This is a genomic window from Paraburkholderia sediminicola (genome assembly GCF_046026895.1).
Taxonomy (GTDB): Bacteria; Pseudomonadota; Gammaproteobacteria; order Burkholderiales; family Burkholderiaceae; genus Paraburkholderia; species Paraburkholderia sediminicola_C.
Genome location: NZ_JAQQEU010000007.1, coordinates 150,072 through 167,769 on the forward strand (window position 1 = coordinate 150,072; position 17,698 = coordinate 167,769).

At 62.5% G+C, this 17,698-nt stretch carries 15 protein-coding genes and 3 tRNA genes; 6 read left to right on the forward strand and 12 right to left on the reverse strand.

From position 1 onward, the window contains the following. Nucleotides 1-82 precede the first annotated feature (82 nt). The 7 genes from PQR02_RS07610 to tig form a co-directional block, all read right to left on the reverse strand. Nucleotides 83-159 (reverse strand) — tRNA-Asp (locus PQR02_RS07610). Nucleotides 160-204: 45 nt separating this feature from the next. Continuing rightward, nucleotides 205-280: transfer RNA gene (locus PQR02_RS07615), tRNA-Val, on the reverse strand. A gap of 98 nt (nucleotides 281-378) precedes the next feature. Beyond that, the gene (locus PQR02_RS07620) at nucleotides 379-651 is read right to left on the reverse strand and encodes an HU family DNA-binding protein (protein WP_007585907.1); all 273 of its coding nucleotides are present in this window, start codon (nucleotides 649-651) and stop codon (nucleotides 379-381) included. A gap of 347 nt (nucleotides 652-998) precedes the next feature. Further along, nucleotides 999-3,419, reverse strand: coding sequence for an endopeptidase La (gene lon / locus PQR02_RS07625; protein ID WP_408227806.1), 2,421 nt, complete (start codon nucleotides 3,417-3,419; stop codon nucleotides 999-1,001). 200 nt (nucleotides 3,420-3,619) lie between these two features. Next, entirely contained in the window at nucleotides 3,620-4,891 is a 1,272-nt protein-coding gene (gene clpX, locus PQR02_RS07630; protein ID WP_006048928.1) for an ATP-dependent Clp protease ATP-binding subunit ClpX, read from the reverse strand. 183 nt (nucleotides 4,892-5,074) lie between these two features. Further along, nucleotides 5,075-5,728 (reverse strand): ATP-dependent Clp endopeptidase proteolytic subunit ClpP, encoded by a 654-nt coding sequence (gene clpP / locus PQR02_RS07635; RefSeq protein ID WP_007182010.1) that lies wholly within the window; start codon nucleotides 5,726-5,728, stop codon nucleotides 5,075-5,077. A 214-nt stretch (nucleotides 5,729-5,942) separates the two neighbouring features. Further along, nucleotides 5,943-7,289: a trigger factor gene (tig, locus tag PQR02_RS07640; RefSeq protein ID WP_408227809.1), complete on the reverse strand. Its 1,347-nt coding sequence runs from the start codon at nucleotides 7,287-7,289 to the stop codon at nucleotides 5,943-5,945. Nucleotides 7,290-7,806: 517 nt separating this feature from the next. On the opposite strand from tig, the gene PQR02_RS07645 reads away from it, so the two are divergent. Both PQR02_RS07645 and PQR02_RS07650 read left to right on the forward strand, forming a co-directional pair. Next, nucleotides 7,807-8,952 (forward strand): glycerate kinase, encoded by a 1,146-nt coding sequence (locus PQR02_RS07645; RefSeq protein WP_408227812.1) that lies wholly within the window; start codon nucleotides 7,807-7,809, stop codon nucleotides 8,950-8,952. A gap of 63 nt (nucleotides 8,953-9,015) precedes the next feature. Then, nucleotides 9,016-9,468 (forward strand): MarR family winged helix-turn-helix transcriptional regulator, encoded by a 453-nt coding sequence (locus PQR02_RS07650; protein WP_149673101.1) that lies wholly within the window; start codon nucleotides 9,016-9,018, stop codon nucleotides 9,466-9,468. 213 nt (nucleotides 9,469-9,681) lie between these two features. Here the strand turns inward: PQR02_RS07650 and PQR02_RS07655 are convergent, their stop codons facing one another. Continuing rightward, nucleotides 9,682-11,151: a DUF3999 domain-containing protein gene (locus PQR02_RS07655; RefSeq protein ID WP_408227816.1), complete on the reverse strand. Its 1,470-nt coding sequence runs from the start codon at nucleotides 11,149-11,151 to the stop codon at nucleotides 9,682-9,684. Continuing rightward, complete coding sequence (locus PQR02_RS07660; protein ID WP_408227819.1) at nucleotides 11,148-11,549, reverse strand: hypothetical protein; 402 nt, start codon at nucleotides 11,547-11,549, stop codon at nucleotides 11,148-11,150. Before PQR02_RS07660 ends, PQR02_RS07655 begins: the two co-directional genes overlap by 4 nt. Here PQR02_RS07660 and PQR02_RS07665 point away from each other — a divergent pair. Beyond that, nucleotides 11,542-11,829, forward strand: coding sequence for a hypothetical protein (locus PQR02_RS07665; RefSeq protein ID WP_408227822.1), 288 nt, complete (start codon nucleotides 11,542-11,544; stop codon nucleotides 11,827-11,829). The two genes, PQR02_RS07660 and PQR02_RS07665, sit on opposite strands and share 8 nt — an antisense overlap. A gap of 90 nt (nucleotides 11,830-11,919) precedes the next feature. On the opposite strand, the gene PQR02_RS07670 is transcribed toward PQR02_RS07665, so the two are convergent. After that, nucleotides 11,920-12,006, reverse strand: a tRNA-Leu gene (locus tag PQR02_RS07670). Between the two features lie 221 nt (nucleotides 12,007-12,227). On the opposite strand from PQR02_RS07670, the gene PQR02_RS07675 reads away from it, so the two are divergent. Next, a complete protein-coding gene (locus PQR02_RS07675; RefSeq protein ID WP_408227825.1) occupies nucleotides 12,228-13,052 on the forward strand; it encodes a squalene/phytoene synthase family protein in 825 nt (274 codons plus the stop codon). A 127-nt stretch (nucleotides 13,053-13,179) separates the two neighbouring features. On the opposite strand, the gene PQR02_RS07680 is transcribed toward PQR02_RS07675, so the two are convergent. Continuing rightward, entirely contained in the window at nucleotides 13,180-14,397 is a 1,218-nt protein-coding gene (locus PQR02_RS07680) for a DUF1501 domain-containing protein (RefSeq protein WP_408227828.1), read from the reverse strand. Nucleotides 14,398-14,841: 444 nt separating this feature from the next. After that, nucleotides 14,842-15,168: a hypothetical protein gene (locus tag PQR02_RS07685; RefSeq protein WP_408227831.1), complete on the reverse strand. Its 327-nt coding sequence runs from the start codon at nucleotides 15,166-15,168 to the stop codon at nucleotides 14,842-14,844. 229 nt (nucleotides 15,169-15,397) lie between these two features. On the opposite strand from PQR02_RS07685, the gene ompR reads away from it, so the two are divergent. Both ompR and PQR02_RS07695 read left to right on the forward strand, forming a co-directional pair. Next, a complete protein-coding gene (gene ompR, locus PQR02_RS07690) occupies nucleotides 15,398-16,132 on the forward strand; it encodes an osmolarity response regulator transcription factor OmpR (RefSeq protein ID WP_006048917.1) in 735 nt (244 codons plus the stop codon). Between the two features lie 101 nt (nucleotides 16,133-16,233). Next, nucleotides 16,234-17,583, forward strand: a complete 1,350-nt coding sequence (locus tag PQR02_RS07695) for an ATP-binding protein (protein ID WP_408227834.1) — start codon at nucleotides 16,234-16,236, stop codon at nucleotides 17,581-17,583. The last annotated feature ends 115 nt before the right edge of the window (nucleotides 17,584-17,698 follow it).

Sequence of the window (17,698 nt, forward strand, 5' to 3'; positions counted from 1 at the left end):
GTGGAGTGCCAAAAACAGAACGCCCGATCTTACAACAGCGGGCAATAAAAAAGGCGAACCGGAGTTCGCCTTTCGTGGATACTGGCGGAGTGGACGGGACTCGAACCCGCGACCCCCGGCGTGACAGGCCGGTATTCTAACCGACTGAACTACCACTCCTTATACTGCGCGGACTGCATCGAAACACTAGCCTGGATCTGAAACTGGTGGGTGCTGAGAGGCTCGAACTCCCGACCTACGCCTTGTAAGGGCGCCGCTCTACCAACTGAGCTAAGCACCCGTTTCCGATTCAACGTGCTTCTTGCTGCTTCTTGCTGCCCGACTTCTTAAATTTGCTACTTGAGTTTGCCAACTGACATTCCCCAAGCAGCAAGCCCGTTAGTTTAGCGCATCCTTCAGAGCTTTGCCAGGCCTAAATTTAGGGACCTTCGCTGCCTTGATTTTGATCGCAGCGCCGGTGCGCGGATTGCGCCCGGTGCGCGCGGTCCGCTTGCCGACCGCGAACGTGCCAAAACCGACCAACGTGACCGAACCACCTTTCTTCAACGTACCTTTGACGCCACCGATCACTGCATCGAGTGCACGGCCTGCCGCAGCCTTCGAAATGTCGGCTTGCTGTGCAATGTGATCGATCAATTCCGTCTTGTTCATTCCAACCCCCGAGAATGTTTATGGCAATCGCGATGGTGCTCTTTAGCACCTGGCATCACGCGGCTGGCGGGTAACGCCGAGCCGCCTCATTAGAATGGGCCGAAACCCTTGTGTCAAGCCGGGTTGAGCCTGATTTGGGGCGTTTTTTAAGAGGATTCTTATCACCGGATGTTGCTTGCAATCGATACGCATAGAAGCGGGCGGCACAGACCGCGCGCACTGCTCAAAAGATGGGAAAACGCGAGCTGCCAAGCGCGCTCCCAAGATCGCGAGGACAAAAAAACCCGCGGCCGTGACCGCGGGTTTTCGTTCAGCAAACAGTTTCGTTGCCGATTGTTTCAGTGTGCTCAGTGCTTCACGAACTCCGTGGCGGCGTCTTTGCCCGACTCGGCCGCAACAGGTGCGGCAGGCTTGGGCTCTTCTTCCGGCAACGCTTGGGGCACACGTTCGAGCGCCAGTTCGAGCACCTTGTCGATCCAGCGGACCGGCACGATTTCGATCGCGTTCTTCACGTTGTCCGGAATCTCCGTCAAGTCCTTGACGTTTTCTTCCGGAATCAGCACCAGCTTGATGCCGCCGCGATGCGCCGCCAGCAGCTTTTCCTTCAGGCCGCCGATCGGCAGGACCTCGCCACGCAAGGTGATTTCGCCCGTCATCGCGACGTCGGCACGCACCGGAATACCGGTCAATACCGACACCAGCGCGGTCGTCATCGCGATACCGGCCGACGGACCATCCTTCGGCGTAGCGCCTTCCGGCACGTGAATGTGAATGTCCTGCTTTTCGAACGCTTCGTCCTTGACGCCGAGACGCCGCGAACGCGAGCGCACGACCGAGCGCGCCGCTTCGACGGATTCCTTCATCACGTCGCCGAGCGAACCCGTGCGGATCACGTTGCCCTTGCCCGGCATCACCGCGGCTTCGATGGTCAGCAGATCGCCGCCCACTTCTGTCCACGCGAGACCCGTGACCTGGCCAACCTGATTCTCCTTCGCCGCCAGACCAAAGTCGTACTTGCGCACGCCGAGGAAGGTGTCGAGATTGCTGCCGTCGACCTTCACCGCCCCTTCAGCCTTCTTCAGCAGCAGCATCTTCACGACCTTGCGGCAGATCTTCGAAATTTCACGCTCGAGCGAACGGACGCCCGCTTCGCGCGTGTAGTAACGAATGATGTCGCGGATCGCGGTTTCCGTCACATCGACCTCGCCATCCTTGAGGCCGTTGTTCTTCTTCTGCTTCGGCAACAGATAGCGCTGTGCGATGCTGACCTTCTCGTCTTCCGTATAACCCGACAAGCGGATCACTTCCATCCGGTCGAGCAACGGCGGCGGAATGTTCAGCGAGTTCGACGTGGCCACGAACATCACGTCCGACAGATCGAAGTCCACTTCGACATAGTGATCGGCGAACGTGTGGTTCTGTTCTGGATCGAGCACTTCGAGCAACGCCGACGACGGATCGCCGCGGAAATCCTGGCCCATCTTGTCGACTTCGTCGAGCAGGAAGAGCGGATTGCGCACGCCGACCTTGGTCAGGCTTTGCAGAATCTTGCCGGGCATCGAACCGATGTACGTACGACGGTGACCGCGAATCTCGGCTTCATCGCGCACGCCGCCGAGCGCCATGCGCACGAACTTGCGGTTCGTCGCGCGAGCGATCGACTGACCCAGCGACGTCTTGCCGACACCCGGAGGCCCGACGAGGCACAGGATCGGCGCCTTGACCTTGTCGACACGTTGCTGAACCGCGAGATACTCGAGAATGCGTTCCTTCACCTTCTCGAGACCGAAGTGGTCTTCATCGAGCACGCGTTCCGCATTCGAGAGGTCGTTGTTGACCTTGCTCTTCTTGCGCCACGGCAAGCCGATCAGCGTGTCGATATAGTTGCGCACGACCGTCGCCTCAGCCGACATCGGCGACATCAGCTTGAGCTTCTTCAGTTCGGCGTCGGCCTTCTTCTTTGCTTCCTTCGGCATGCGGGCAGCCGTGATGCGCTTCTCGAGTTCTTCGAGGTCCGCACCTTCTTCGCCTTCGCCGAGTTCCTTCTGGATCGCCTTGACCTGTTCGTTCAGGTAGTACTCGCGCTGGCTCTTCTCCATTTGACGCTTCACGCGCCCACGGATACGCTTTTCGACCTGCAGGATATCGATCTCGGCCTCGAGTTGCGCAAGCAGATGCTCGAGTCGCTCGATCACCGGGAACATCTCGAGGATGTGCTGCTTCTGGTCGAGCTTGAGCGGCAGATGCGCCGCGATCGTGTCGGCCAGACGCCCGGCTTCGTCGATACCCGACAGCGACGTCAGGATCTCCGGCGGGATCTTCTTGTTCAGCTTCACATACTGGTCGAACTGCGACACGATCGCGCGGCGCAGCGCTTCAGTTTCAGCGCTGTCGGCGTGGTCGGGTTCGAGCGGCATGACTTCGCACGAGAACTGCGTTTCCTGTTCTTCGATGGAAAGAGTCTTCGCGCGCTGCAAACCCTCGACGAGCACCTTCACGGTGCCGTCGGGCAGCTTCAGCATTTGCAGGATGTTGGCAACACACCCTACTTCGTACATGTCCTTTTCGGTCGGCTCATCTTTCGCAGCCGTTTTCTGGGCGACGAGCATGATGTGCTTGCCGCCTTCCATCGCTGCTTCGAGAGCCTTGATCGACTTCGGGCGGCCTACGAAGAGCGGAATCACCATGTGCGGGAAGACGACTACGTCGCGCAGCGGGAGCAGCGGGAGCGTAATGCGTTCCGGCGGGAGGAGTTGGGTTCCTGACATTTCATTTCCCCATGAGTGGAATCAGTTCGTTCGATAGGTGAGGCCAGCAGAAAATATTGCAAGCCTCCGCGTGTGGGAAAAGTTCAGTGACTCCGAAGGTTCAGTGACTCCATAGTGAAAACAACCATGCTGACCACACGATAAACGAAAAAGCCGTTCACGTCGCCATGAACGGCTTTTTTGCAGAACCCGAAAGCCGATCAGTTCGAACCCGCGACCTTGGGCGCGTCTTCGTAGATCAGTAGCGGTTTGCCGTCGCCGTCGATCACGTTGTCGTCGATGATGACCTTGCTAACACCTTTCATTTGCGGCAGGTCGTACATCACATCAAGCAACGCCTGTTCCAGGATGGAGCGCAAACCCCGCGCGCCCGTCTTGCGACGGATTGCTTTGCGCGCCACGGCCTGCAGCGCAGCCGGGCGAATCTCGAGCTCGACGCGTTCCATGTTGAACAGCTTGTGGTACTGCTTCACCAACGCATTCTTCGGTTCGACGAGAATTTTCATCAAAGCCGCTTCGTCCAGCTTGCCGAGCGTGGCGACCACCGGCAAACGGCCGATCAGTTCAGGAATCAGGCCGAACTTGATCAGATCTTCCGGCTCCACTTCGCGCAGCACTTCACCCGCGTCGCGGTCCTGCTTGCTCTTCACGCTCGCGCCAAAACCAATACCGGTCTTCTCGGTACGATCGACGATGACCTTCTCGAGCCCGTCGAACGCGCCGCCACAAATGAACAGAATGTTGGTGGTGTCGACCTGGATGAAGTCCTGATTCGGATGCTTACGCCCCCCTTGCGGAGGCACCGACGCCATCGTGCCTTCGACCAGCTTCAGCAAAGCCTGCTGCACGCCTTCGCCCGACACGTCCCGGGTGATCGACGGGTTGTCCGACTTGCGGCTGATCTTGTCGATTTCGTCGATGTAGACAATGCCGCGCTGGGCCTTGTCGACTTCGTAATTGCAGTTCTGCAGCAGCTTCTGGATGATGTTCTCGACGTCTTCACCGACATAGCCGGCCTCCGTCAACGTGGTCGCATCGGCGATCACGAACGGGACGTTCAGAAGGCGCGCGAGTGTCTGCGCAAGCAGCGTCTTGCCGGAACCGGTCGGGCCGATCAGCAGGATGTTGCTCTTGGACAGCTCGATCTCGTCCTTCTTGTCGAGATGCTTGAGGCGCTTGTAGTGGTTGTACACCGCGACCGCGAGGATCTTCTTCGCGCGTTCCTGACCGATCACATATTGGTCGAGGATTTCACGGATTTCCTGCGGGCTCGGCAGATCGGACTTGGACAAGCCCGCCTCGATACCCGCGCCGGCAGCTTCGTCACGAATGATTTCATTGCACAAGTCAATACATTCATCGCAGATGAACACCGACGGGCCGGCAATCAGTTTTTTGACTTCATGCTGGCTCTTGCCGCAAAACGAGCAATACAACAGCTTTTCGCTGTTAGAACCTTTTTTGTCCGCCATAGATGTGTGAGCCTCCGGACACTCAGTTACATAATACGCCGTTTGCCCCCGCCTCGCAGTTTGGGCGCGGCGGGACTTGAGCCAAGGTGACGGCGCTTGCCGCAGGCGCTCGGACGATTCTCGATTGTTTCACAACGGATCCGCTGACGGCTTCGCCCCAATTCGGGGCAAAGCCGCACCAGATCAAGGACGCTTGTGTGCGACCTGGTCAACCAGCCCATACGCTTGCGCGTCATCGCCGGACATGAAGTTGTCGCGGTCGGTGTCGCGCGCAATGCGCTCGACCGGCTGGCCCGTATGGTGCGCGAGCAGATGATTCAGCCGTTCCTTCAAATACAGGATCTCGCGCGCCTGGATTTCGATGTCCGACGCCTGACCGCGCGCGCCGCCGAGCGGCTGGTGAATCATCACGCGCGAATTCGGCAACGCGAAACGCTTGCCCTTCGCACCGGCCGCCAGCAGGAACGCGCCCATGCTGGCCGCAAGACCCATGCACAGCGTGGAGACGTCCGGCTTGATGAACTGCATCGTGTCGTAGATGGCCATACCAGCCGACACGGAGCCGCCCGGGCTGTTGATGTAGAAGCTGATGTCCTTGTCCGGATTCTCGCTCTCGAGGAACAGCATCTGCGCGACGACGAGATTGGCCGTCTGATCGTTCACTTCGCCGACCAGGAACACGATGCGTTCCTTAAGCAGACGCGAATAAATGTCATACGAGCGCTCGCCTCGGCCGCTCGTTTCCACGACGATCGGCACCAGTCCGAGCGCCTGCGCTTCGAGATCCCGGGACGACTGGGAGGTCAACGTGTCCAGCATTTGGGCGCGAAAGGTCATGCAATGGATCCTTGTCTGGAAATACTCTGGATATTCGATGCTAGACAGGTTTGTGCGGCGAGCCCGTATTCAAGTGCGCGATCAGTGCGAACGCGTTGTGCTACAGAACGCAACACGCAGTGCACATTAACAGCACAAAAACAGCACAAAAACAGCACAAAAAAACGGCGTGCTGGCCGTCGCTCCGACAGCCGGCACGCCGTTGCAGCGACGCTTACGCTTGCGCCGTTGCGCTTGCCAGTTCTTCGAAGCTCACTTCCTTGTCCGTCACCTTGGCCTTGCCGAGGACGAATTCGACGACGTTGGCTTCAACGACGTACGCTTCCATTTCAGCAAGGCGTTGCTGGTTCGAATAATACCAGCGGACGACTTCCTTCGGGTCTTCATAGCTTTTCGCGAATTCGTCGACTTCGGCGCGAATCTGCTCCGGCTTCGCTTGCAGTTCGTTGGCCTTGACCAGCTCGGCCAGCACGAGGCCCAGCTTGACGCGGCGCTCAGCTTGTTCCTTGAACATCGCGGCCGGGATCGGTGCGTCCTTGGCGTTCGGCACGCCACGTTGCTCCAGATCCTGGCGAGCCATGGCCACGAGACGTTCCTGATCCTGTTCGATCAGCGCGTTCGGCACGTCGAGTTCCGAAATCCTTAGCAGCGCGTCCATCACCTGATTCTTGACGATGGCTTGCGTGCGGCGCTTCGCTTCGCGTTCGAGATTGTCTTTGATCTCGGCGCGCATCTTGGTCTGATCGCCGTCTTCGATGCCGAGCGACTTCGCGAAATCAGCGTCGATTTCCGGCAGGTGCGGCCACTCGATCTTCTTCATCGTGATCGTGAATTGCGCGGTCTTGCCGGCCACGTCCTTGCCGTGGTAGTCCTCGGGGAAGGCCAGATCGAATTCCTTCGACTCGCCGACCTTCAGGCCCTGCGCCGCCTTTTCGAATTCCGGCAGCATGCGGCCTTCGCCCAGCAGGAACGCGAAGTCTTCCGCGCTACCGCCCTGGAACACTTCACCGCCGATCTTGCCGACGAAGTCGACCGTCACGCGATCGCCCTCTTTCGCTGCCGTGTCCGCGCCACCGTCGCCGTGCTCGCCGGCTTCGCCGCGAGCGTGGAAGTGCACGCGCTGCTTGCGCAGGATTTCCAGCGTGCGGTCGATTTCCGCTTCGCTGATGGTGGTCGTGGTGCGCTCGATTTCAGCCGTGGCGACGTCGCCCAGCTTCACTTCCGGGTACACCTCGAAGGTCGCGTCGAACGCGTAGTCGCCTTCGACCGCGTCGGCCTTCGGCGCGAAGCTCGGCTGGCCGGCGACGCGCAGGTTTTCGGCGCGGCTGATGTCGAAGAATTCCTTGCCGACCTTGTCGCTCAGCACTTCGGCTTCCACCTGGCCCGAATACTGTTGCGTCACCATCTTGAGCGGCACCTTGCCCGGGCGGAAACCCGGCATGCGCACGTTCTTCGCGAGTTGACGGATACGCGAGTCCACTTCCTTCTGCACGGCGTCCTTCGGCAGGGAAATCGTTACGCGGCGTTCGAGCTTGCCGAGGTTTTCAACAACGTTAGCCATGGCTTCAATCGTCCTAAAATTATTCGAGCGAATCAGTTATCTTCTCCGTGCCGCTTTTCGACGTCGCTTCGCGTCGATTGCGCGCCTGCGCCGCGGGCTTGCAGGCCGCCGGCAGCACGGTTGGGTCCAAAGAGCCGAATATTTTAGCAAACTATTTGCGCGCCTAGCCGGGATTCGATGAATGGGCGCGTTTTTATCGACATTCCGGCTGCTTTCCGGGCCGTTTCGGCGCGGTTTACGTCTGGGGCGCGCGCGGTTTCCGGCGTCCGCTTGAGGGGTTGCCAGCGCCTTTCGCGGCGTTTGTGCGTCCGGCTCGCGCAGCTGGTTCGGCGGCCTTGCGTCGTTCGAACGACAGCGGCGGGCAGCAGGCAGCGCACGCCTCGCCGCGGACGATTCCGGCTATGCCGTTCGACATATTCAGTCAGCGCGCCCATGCTGATAAGCTAACGAGCGCGCTCGGGGCTGCGCCGCAGCCGTTTCCCCATCTTCGCAACGAATCCAACCATTCAGAGACACCATGCCGAATTCGCCGTCCTCGCCTGTCGTCGTCATTGCTCCCGATTCCTTCAAAGGCTCGCTTAGCGCAGAACAGGTCGCACAGGCGATCGCGACCGGCATCCAGCGCGCCCGGCCCGACGCCAGCGTGCGCATCTGTCCGATGGCCGACGGCGGCGAAGGCACGCTCGACGCAATGCTCACGAGCGGCGGCGAACGCCGCGCGCTGAGCGTGCGCGGCGCGGCCGGTCCGCTGCGCGAGGCGCTCACCGGCCTGCTCGCAGACGGCAGCGCGATCATCGAAACGGCCGAGATCGTCGGCATCACGGACCCGGTGGGGATGGGCGTGCCGGTCCAGGCGCGCAGCACCCGCGGGATGGGCGAGGCGGTTCGCGCGCTGCTGGATGCCGGCGTGCGACGCTTTTTCGTCGCGCTGGGCGGCAGCAGCACGAACGACGGCGGCGCCGGCCTGCTGACCGGCCTCGGCCTCAAGCTGTTCGACGCGCAAGGCGGCGAACTCGACGGCACGCCCGAACAGCTCGCGCGCGTTGCCCGCGTCGACGCCTCGCAACTCGACGCCCGGCTCGCGGACACGCAGTTCGTGGGCATGTCGGACGTGGACAACCCGCTGACCGGCGAGCACGGTGCGACCGCGGTGTTCGGTCCGCAAAAAGGCGTCAAGCCGGATCAGGTGGCGGCGATCGACGCCGCCCTCGCCCGCTTCGCCGATCTGCTCGAAGCCGCGCTCGGGCGCACCGCGCGCGAGCTGCCCGGCGCGGGCGCAGCGGGCGGCCTCGGCTTCGCGCTGCATATGCTCGGCGCGCAGTTCGAGCCGGGCGCGGAAACGGTCGCGCGGCAGATCGGTCTCGATGCCGCACTCGCAGGCGCGGACTGGCTGATTACCGGCGAAGGCCGCTCGGACGTACAAACGCTGCATGGCAAGGCGCCCTTCATCGCCTGCCGTCATGCGCAGGCGGCCGGTGTGCCCGCCACGCTGCTGTCCGGTGCGGTCGATTCCGCGGCCTTGCCGCGCCTCGCCGAATACTTCAGCGGTTGCTTCTCGCCGGCGCCCGGCCCGATCACGCTCGAAGTCGCGATCAGCGACGCGGCGCGCCTGCTCGCCAACGAGGCCGAACAACTGACGCGCCTCAAATACGGCACGCGTTGACCGGCGAGACGGTTGCGGCAACAATCACAGCGCCGCGACCGCTCCACTCACCACGGGATGACCATGAAGGACTCCGCTAAAGCCGGGCTCGAACAATTCCTCACGTACCGGCTGCATGTGCTGAACAAACTCGCGGAGCGTGGCATCAGCGAACGCTATCAGGCGAAGCTCGGCGTGACCCTGCCCGAGGCACGGGTGATTGCGTCGGTGGGCTCGTTCGGACCGTTCTCGATCATGGATCTGGCGAGACACGCCAATCTCGACAAAAGCCAGGCGAGCCGCGCGGCCGAAGCGATGATCCGGCAAGGACTCGTGCAGCGCCAGCCGAGCGCCGAAGACGGCCGTGTGGTGCTGGTTTCGCTGACACCGGACGGGCGTGCGCTATACCGGAAGGTGATGCCGATCGCGCGCAAGTGGAACGGCGATATGTTCGACTGTCTCGACGAGCAGGAAAAGGCCGCATTCGGCGCCGCGCTCGACAAGATCATCGAGACGATGACAGCGCGCGCGCAATGATGCGTGGCGCGTGACGCGAGTGGCAGGTGCGCTGCCATGTGATTGGCGTACGGGGCCGCTGCTGGCAGCCTTCTTCAGCGTCGTAGTGATCTGGTGATTGATTGGTGAACCGTTTGGCTGAACGGTCCAGGCACTGCTCGCGCTTGGCGAGCATGTAACGTCCGCTTCAGCGGCGCCGCGGCTCTTCGCGGTGCGTCCGCCCAACCACCGGAATCACCCCTTTTCGTTGCGGGGTCCCTTTTCGTTGCCGGGTCCATCTGCATCAGCACCAGCAGTTCCCGCAGTGTCCGCCGTAGTCCCCGCCGCGCCGGCACCGCCCGGCGGACCACCGGCCACTCCACCGGCGCGCGTCCGCCACCACGCGATCACCCCGAGCGAACCGACCGCCAGCGCCAAAGCCGCCCATAGCAGAGAGCGACGCGACAGCGCCGGATCGCCGGCCACAGGCGTAGCGCCCGTCTGCTGTGCAACGTGGAGCGCATCGCCGAGACGCGCCGTCGCGGCAACCGACGACGCGTCCTTCAACAACTCGTCGCGACTCACCGCCGCCGATGTCGCCGCCGTGCTCCCCACCGCCAGCGTGAACGGCGCGCTCCCGTGTGCGGCGAAAGTCAGCGTCGCCGGATGCCAGCCGGCCGCAACGGTTAATGCACCGACGCCGACTCCACCGTTGCGCGTGTCGACCACTACGCGCCATTGACGATCTGTGTCGGGCTTCAATTCGAGTGCGGCGTTACTCTGCTCCACCTCGCCGTTATGGAGGCGGAACAGCGTCGCGTGGGTGAGCTCCCGCCACGGCGCGTCCAGACCCGTCCGCGAGTAGACGACCGCCTGTGCCACGGTATTGGGCTGAGGCAAACCGATCACCAGCCGGTCGACCGGATACGGCCGGCCCGTCGAGAAGAAATATTCGCCGGGCTTCACGCCGGCCTGAGCGACGAGGCCTTTGCGCCATTCCCGCTGCGTGTCCGCCCGGCGCGCAGCATCGACGCCAGCCGCCAGCACCTCGGCATCAATCGAATCGACATAGGGCGAGCCGTCGAGCCAGTGCAGACGCAGGTAACGCATGTGAACGGCGTCCAGTTCGATCCGGTTCTGGCTCAGGGTGCTGCCGTTGTAGTTGACCTTGAGCAGTTGCGCATCGCCCGCTGGCTGCCAGCGACGCAAATCGTCGCTGGCTTCGACGCGCACGCGGCCCTGGTAGTTGTCGTCACGCAGATGCACGAGCAATGCACCGACGCGGCCGGCCTGCGCCGCGCGGCCGGCATCGATCAGGTCCACATCGTGCTGGGCGCGCGGCGGCGGCGCCGAGGTCGCGCGCAACGAGCCGTCGGGCGAAATCGCGACCCCAGGCGGCGGCCCATCGCCACCGGGCGCGGCGGGCGGCAAAGGAAACCAGCGCACCTGGCGCAGCACAGGCGGAGTGCGCGCGGGCTCGCGCGGCGCGTCGAGCGAATACGGCACCGCTTCGCCGGCGCCGTTGAGGACGCGCAGATCGCCGAGATCGCCGCGGCGGCTGGCCTCATACACGGAAGCTGAGAGCGTCACGCTATAAAACGCGGCGCCGTCTCCGAGCTCGAGCGGGAAATGCTGCGCGAAAACATCGGTGGCCGCCGCGGGCGCCGACGTCCATAGGGCTGCGAGCGCCAGGCACCCGCCGGTCAGTCTCAAGAGACGCTTCATCGCTCAGTTTCCGGGAGCACAACCTTGGATGGCAACGATGAAAGGTGGCCGGCCAGCGGCAACCTCGAACCGATACCGATAAAAGACGCGAGCCGCTCGATGTCAGTGGCGAGTGACAGTCGAACAATGAACACACCGTCGCCGGCTTGCTGCCAGCAACACGCCGCCGATGAAGCAAAAACAGCCGCATCGCTCCAATCATCGCCGCGGGCGCGCTGCGCGTCCAGATTTCCCCGATTGGCGCGCGCACGTGCGCGCGTTCGCACAACCACCAGGCCGCCACAGAGCCGCCACACCCGCGCGAATTCGCGACAACCCGTCAACCATGTCAAAATTCGCGATTGGCCATCGCGCCTACCCGCCCCCCACTTTTCATCCAAGGAAGTTTCAGTGGACATCAACAAGCAGGTCGCGGCACTCACCGCTTCGGAACTCCAGACCGCCGGCGCGAGCCAGGCGACGGCGATCGCGGTCAGCGTGCTGCTGCGTCATCTTCGCTCGCCCGAGCTGGCAAAACTGTTGTCGTCGGCATTCGAAAACCATCAGGCGGTCATGTTGCAAACGCCGTGGCCAGATCCAATGCTGCAAGCCTTCGAATCGACCCGCCGCTTCCTCGAAGGCGCGGCGCAGGCAGAACTGCCGGGCGCACAGTCGCAATCCGGCACGCCGGGCGTCTGAGCGATGTCGGGCAGGCCCTGCCCGATGCGCGTCAGAAACGAAAAACCCCGTCAGTCCAACGACTTAACGGGGTTCTTCGCTACAGATAAATGGTGCGAGGGAGGGGACTCGAACCCCTACACCCTTGCGGGCGTCAGGACCTAAACCTGGTGCGTCTACCAATTTCGCCACCCTCGCAGCCGGGCACGCCGCTGTGCGTCTGCCCGATGTCCTGCCTGCTCGCGAGCGCGCCGGAAACAAGGCGCCCGAAAGCGTAAGCGCGAGATTCTAACTGATTGATTCGCGCTTGTCTGCACCTTCGCCGCATCTGTAGAAGCGGCGCCGATGCTACAATTTTTGGCTTGATGCAGGCATGCCGAGCCCCTTCTTCGCCTGCCCTTCCCCACATTTCCAATCCAGTGAATTTCGACGAATATTGCCAGCAGAAAGCGGCGCCGCCAGGATCGAGCATTTACTATGCGCTTCGGCAGGCGCCCTCAGCAAGTCAACCGCTGTTGACGGCGCTGTTCGCGTTGCGCCGCGAATTCGAGGAGACAGTCAAGGAGATCAGCGATCCGACGATCGGCCGCACGAAACTCGCGTGGTGGCAAAACGAAATCGCTGCGCTCGCGTCGGGCTCGCCTTCGCATCCGGTTTCCTATGCGCTCGCGGCTCATCTGCCCGATGTGAAGGCGGAATATCCAGCGCTGCAGGCATTGCTCGCCGGCTTCGAAATCGACCTCGACCAGGCGCGTTACCTCGACTATCCGAATCTGCGGCGCTATCTACAAAGCGTGGGGGGCACCTTCGCGTCGTTGGCCGCGCGCGCCACCGCGAAAGACGCCGCGCGGGCGCAGGACTGGTCGGCGCCGCTGGGCGAGGCGCTGCTGCTTGCCCAATTCGTCGTCGAGACGGGCAGCGATGCGCGTCACGGCCGCATCTACATTCCTGTCGACGAAATGCAGCGCTTCAACGTCACCGCTGCCGATCTGATCAATCGAAAATATAGCGATGCTTTCACCGAGTTGATGCGCTTCGAAACCCGGCGTGCCCGCGATGCGTTGCAGACCGCGCTCGCCGCTGTGCCCGCCGCCGAACGCCGCGCGCAGCGCACCTTGCTTGCGCTGGCGGCGCTGGCGCTGGCGTTGCTGGAGGAAATCGAACGCGATGGTTATCACGTTCTGCATCAACGCATCGGGTTGACGCCGATCCGCAAACTCTGGATTGCGTGGCGCGCGAAGTAGATTGACTATCCGAGGCGGCTCGATGCGCCGCTTCGCGTCGGCGTCGACTTGAAGCTGGTAATCGTGTCACGCGCTGGCGCCAGGTCTTGCAGCAGCGCCACTTAAAACAGGCGCGCTTCGGGCAGCATCACACGCGTAGTAGTGGCAACGGCTCGAACCGTTGCTGCAGAATCGCCGATGCGTCGAGCCTCCACCATGCCCCAAGCACGGTCGCATACAGCTGTCGGAAATCGATGCCGAGCGGTAATTCGCCATTGCCGTCGAGCCGCGCGAGCGTCGGCGGCAGCCCGTACAAACCGCCGCGCACGCGTGCGCCCATGAGAAAATGCGGCGCCACGGTGCCGTGGTCGGTGCCGTTGCTGTGGTTCTCCTGCGCACGACGCCCGAACTCGCCATAAGTCATCACCAGCGTGCGGTCCCAGCGGCCCAGTTCGACGAGCGCTGCTTTCATCGACACCAATCCTTCAGCGAGTTGTCCCAGCAACGCTGCCTGCTGCACCGGCTGGTTGTGATGCGTATCGAAACCACTCAGCGTCAGACGGATCGCGGCGACGCCCCGCCCGCTTCGCCGTTGTTCTTGCGGCGTGCCGCACGCGGCGAGCATCTGCATGGCAGCCTTGACCGAGCTGCCGAATAAGCCGCCGGGAAACACAGTATTCGACTGCACATGATGCCGCGGGGCGCACAGACCGTCGTCGGCGTTCCCGGTCTCGTTAGCCGCGTCAACAATCCGCGACGCCGTGACGTTGCGCTCGTGCAGCAGCGCGGGACTTGCGAGGCGCGATGCGTTGCCGGGTTGCGTCGAAGCGCCCAGCGCGATCGCCCGTGCGCCGTTCGCGAACGGCCCCATCTCGGCATTGCCTATCCATACTCCGTCGGCGGCGAAACCGGCGGGCGTCCGCATCTGCGCAAACGCACGCGTCAGCCATCCATCGCGCAGATACTGATCGGAGCGCGACGCGGTATCCCAGATCTCGGTCGAGCGGAAGTGCGAGAGATTCGGTTGCGCGTAGCCGACGCCTTGCACGATCGCGAGTTGCCCGTTGCGCCAAAGCGGCATCAAAGGCAGCAGCGAGGGATGCAGCGCAGTGCGCTCATCGAGCGCAATCGCGTGCTCGCGCTTGATGCCGATGTTCTTGCGCAGCTTGTAATAGGCAGGGTCGGCAAACGGAATGACGGTATTCAAACCGTCGTTGCCGCCTTTCAGTTCGACGAGAATCAGCAGGTTGTCGGAGCCGGAGCTCGACCATGCGCGTGCCGTGGGCGCCTGCGCACCGAACGCGCTCCGTAGCGAGAGTGTTGCGCCGGCGGCTGCGCCCATCGAAAGAAAGCTGCGACGTTTCATCCTGCTCCTCGTTCGGTTGGGATGGCGCGCGCCGAGCCGCCGTCGACGCAGTTCCGGAATGAGGGTGCCCGGTTGTGACATCGAAGCGTACGCTACCTGGTCGGCTCCCGCTATTTCACACGACAACGGCACGCGGCCAGGCAACTTTTGATGCACGCGCAACGACTTGCGCATTCACCTTGCACGGAATGTTTCGTAACGTTGTGCACGCACGCAGCGCGCCGGGATTACAAACCATCGGCCGCGATTACCGCGCTTTTCCTGCCCCATGCCTAGTCGCCAGGAATGACGGGCCGTCACGTAGAGAAGCGCCCACACGGTATGCGCGTCGCAAAGACCGCTCAGCGGCCGTCTGCACGGAAGACACCGACCATGGAAGTGCAAGGGAATATTTCACGCACGATGCCTGCGCGACACCCGTGCCTCGAGCAGGCACGAAAAAAGCTACCGCTTGTAGAGTTCGCGGACAGCATCTTCGATGTGCTGCCGCAACAGACGCCGTTCGTCGGGCGTCATATGGCCATCGCGACGACGTTGATCAAGATCGGGGGGAACTGCCGTGCGCAACATCACGTCTGACGCCGGGTGCTCGGGAGTTGGGGTGCGGTGGTTAGCCCGGGAGTTGCCGGGCTTGGGGGCGTGCTCACTCGCCGCTCTGTCGGCAGAAGGCTGGGCATGGGCGAGCGTTGGTCCCAGCGAGCCTGCGAGCGTACTGGCTACTGCCAGTGCAATGACGCTCAGGCGCACATTCGGCCAAACCCCTCCCTTCATGTTGTTCCCTTCGTGGCGCGGCAACCGGCTACCTCAAATGCGTATACAAACCCCAGTAACGAGCCGGGTGCGAGAGTTATTGTCGAGTGAAGTATCCACCGAACAGCCGCATTCAGTAAAGGAGTCTAACTGCCCGTGCTTTACGTCGTGCCACAGTGGGGGTAAATTTTGTAACTGACTGTAACCCGGTAAACGATGCAACCGCGCACCACTTTCTAATCGCGCTAAGATGCCGACCATGGAAACCAAAAACCCTTCGAAAATCCTCGTCGTCGACGACGATCCACGCCTGCGCGATCTGCTGCGCCGCTACCTCGGTGAACAGGGCTTCAATGTCTATGTCGCCGAGAACGCGCCGTCCATGAACAAGCTCTGGGTGCGCGAGCGCTTCGATCTGCTGGTGCTCGATCTGATGCTGCCCGGCGAGGACGGCCTGTCGATCTGCCGCCGCTTGCGCGGCAGCAATGACCGTACGCCGATCATCATGCTGACGGCCAAGGGTGAAGACGTCGATCGTATCGTCGGCCTCGAAATGGGCGCGGACGACTATCTACCCAAGCCGTTCAATCCGCGCGAACTGGTCGCACGCATCCACGCGGTGCTGCGCCGCCAGTCGCCGTCGGAGTTGCCGGGCGCGCCGTCCGAAACCACTGAAGTGTTCGAATTCGGCGAATTCGCGCTGAACCTCGCCACCCGCACGCTCACCAAGGCCGGCCAGGAAATCCCGCTGACCACGGGCGAATTCTCGGTGCTCAAGGTGTTCGCGCGTCATCCGCGCCAGCCGCTGTCGCGCGAAAAACTGATGGAGCTCGCACGTGGCCGTGAATATGAAGTCTTCGACCGAAGTCTCGACGTGCAGATCTCGCGCCTGCGCAAGCTGATCGAACCCGATCCGGGCAGCCCGCGTTTCATTCAGACCGTGTGGGGGCTGGGCTACGTCTTCATCCCGGACGGTGCAGCCTGAGTTCGCTTTCATCTACAGTGTCGACCCGAGTTGGCGCTTTAGCACCCCCTCTAGTCCCATGCAAGATACTTGCTGTCTTTGATCTCAGATAAGAAGGGCCCATGCGGATCGACCGGCGCCTCCTGACGCTCGCGTTCGGCGGCCTTTTCTGGCGGACCTTTCTGTTGATCGCACTGCTGATCGCAGTCAGTCTCGCCGCGTGGTTCCAGAGCTTCCGCGTGATCGAACGCGAGCCGCGCGCGCAGCGCGTGGCTTTGCAACTCGTCGCGATCGTCAAGCTCACACGCACCGCCCTCCTCTATTCCGATCCCGACCTGCGGCGTGCGCTGCTGCAGGATCTGGAAAGCAATGAAGGGGTGCGGGTGTACCCGCGCGAAGCAACCGACAAGTACAAGCTCCAACCCGACGAGTCGCTGAACCGTCTGATCGAGCACGACATCCGCGGCCGCCTCGGCGACGACACCGTCATCGCGCAAAGCGTGAACGACATCAACGGCGTGTGGATCAGCTTCAAGATCGACGACGACGATTACTGGGTCGCGCTCGACCGCGATCAGCTCGACAACGCCACCGGCTTGCAATGGGCCGGCTGGGGCGTATTCGCGCTGGCGCTCTCGCTGTTCGGCGCGGCGTTCATCACGAGTCTGGTGAACCGGCCGTTCGCGCGTCTCGCGATGGCCGCGCGCAAAGTCGGCTCGGGCCAGTCGCCTGAGCCGCTGCCCGAGCGCGGCATGGGCGTGGCCGCCGAAACCAACCGCAGTTTCAACCAGATGGTGCAGGATCTCGAACAGCTCGAAGCCGACCGCGCGCTGATGCTCGCGGGCATCTCGCACGATCTGCGCACTCCGCTCGCGCGGCTGCGGCTCGAAACCGAAATGAGTCCGTCGGACCAAAGCACGAAAGACGCGATGGTCGACGACATCGAGCAGATGGACATGATCATCGGCCGGTTCCTCGATTACGCGCGCCCCGTGCAGCGGGTGCCGGAGCCTGTCGACCTGTCCGTGATCGCCGGCGAACTGGCCGCGCGCATGCAGAGCGAGGACAGCATGCGCCTGATCACGCGGCTCGCGCCGTCGGCGGTGATCGAGGCTGACGAGACCGATATGCGACGCGTGGTCGGCAATCTGCTGGAGAACGCGCGCAAATACGGCCTGAGCGACGGCGACGGCATCCCGCACGTGATTCTGGAGACCCGGGTGTCGCACTCGCGGGTCGAGCTGTCGGTGGTCGATGAAGGCCCGGGCATTCCGGAGGATCAGTTGGCGCTCGTCACCCGTCCCTTCTATCGCGTGAATTCCGCGCGCACGCAGGCCAACGGCACGGGCCTGGGCATGGCGATTGTTCAGCGGCTGGTCGGCCGCTACCGCGGGGCGCTGCGCTTGCGCAATCGCACGCCAGGACCGGGACTCGAAGTCACGATCGAGTTTCCGCTGGCAAAAGGCGCCTGAGCACGACAGCCGTTTTGCGACCCTTGCAACGTTGCGCCCCCGCGCCGTGGCGAATATAGCGATCCATCTTGTTAGAAGAAAACTATTGAACGAATAATTTCATAAACTATAGTGA

Bases quoted from the DNA above. Each gene is read 5' to 3' on its own strand.
- clpP (WP_007182010.1), bottom strand. From the start codon at position 5,728: ATGACCTTTCGCGCCCAAATGCTGGACACGTTGACCTCCCAGTCGTCC.
- PQR02_RS07685 (WP_408227831.1), bottom strand. From the start codon at position 15,168: ATGAAGGGAGGGGTTTGGCCGAATGTGCGCCTGAGCGTCATTGCACTG.
- PQR02_RS07695 (WP_408227834.1), top strand. From the start codon at position 16,234: ATGCGGATCGACCGGCGCCTCCTGACGCTCGCGTTCGGCGGCCTTTTC.
- PQR02_RS07645 (WP_408227812.1), top strand. From the start codon at position 7,807: ATGCCGAATTCGCCGTCCTCGCCTGTCGTCGTCATTGCTCCCGATTCC.
- lon (WP_408227806.1), bottom strand. From the start codon at position 3,419: ATGTCAGGAACCCAACTCCTCCCGCCGGAACGCATTACGCTCCCGCTG.
- PQR02_RS07660 (WP_408227819.1), bottom strand. From the start codon at position 11,549: ATGTCCACTGAAACTTCCTTGGATGAAAAGTGGGGGGCGGGTAGGCGC.
- clpX (WP_006048928.1), bottom strand. From the start codon at position 4,891: ATGGCGGACAAAAAAGGTTCTAACAGCGAAAAGCTGTTGTATTGCTCG.
- tig (WP_408227809.1), bottom strand. From the start codon at position 7,289: ATGGCTAACGTTGTTGAAAACCTCGGCAAGCTCGAACGCCGCGTAACG.
- PQR02_RS07655 (WP_408227816.1), bottom strand. From the start codon at position 11,151: ATGAAGCGTCTCTTGAGACTGACCGGCGGGTGCCTGGCGCTCGCAGCC.
- PQR02_RS07680 (WP_408227828.1), bottom strand. From the start codon at position 14,397: ATGAAACGTCGCAGCTTTCTTTCGATGGGCGCAGCCGCCGGCGCAACA.
- PQR02_RS07650 (WP_149673101.1), top strand. From the start codon at position 9,016: ATGAAGGACTCCGCTAAAGCCGGGCTCGAACAATTCCTCACGTACCGG.
- PQR02_RS07620 (WP_007585907.1), bottom strand. From the start codon at position 651: ATGAACAAGACGGAATTGATCGATCACATTGCACAGCAAGCCGACATT.
- ompR (WP_006048917.1), top strand. From the start codon at position 15,398: ATGCCGACCATGGAAACCAAAAACCCTTCGAAAATCCTCGTCGTCGAC.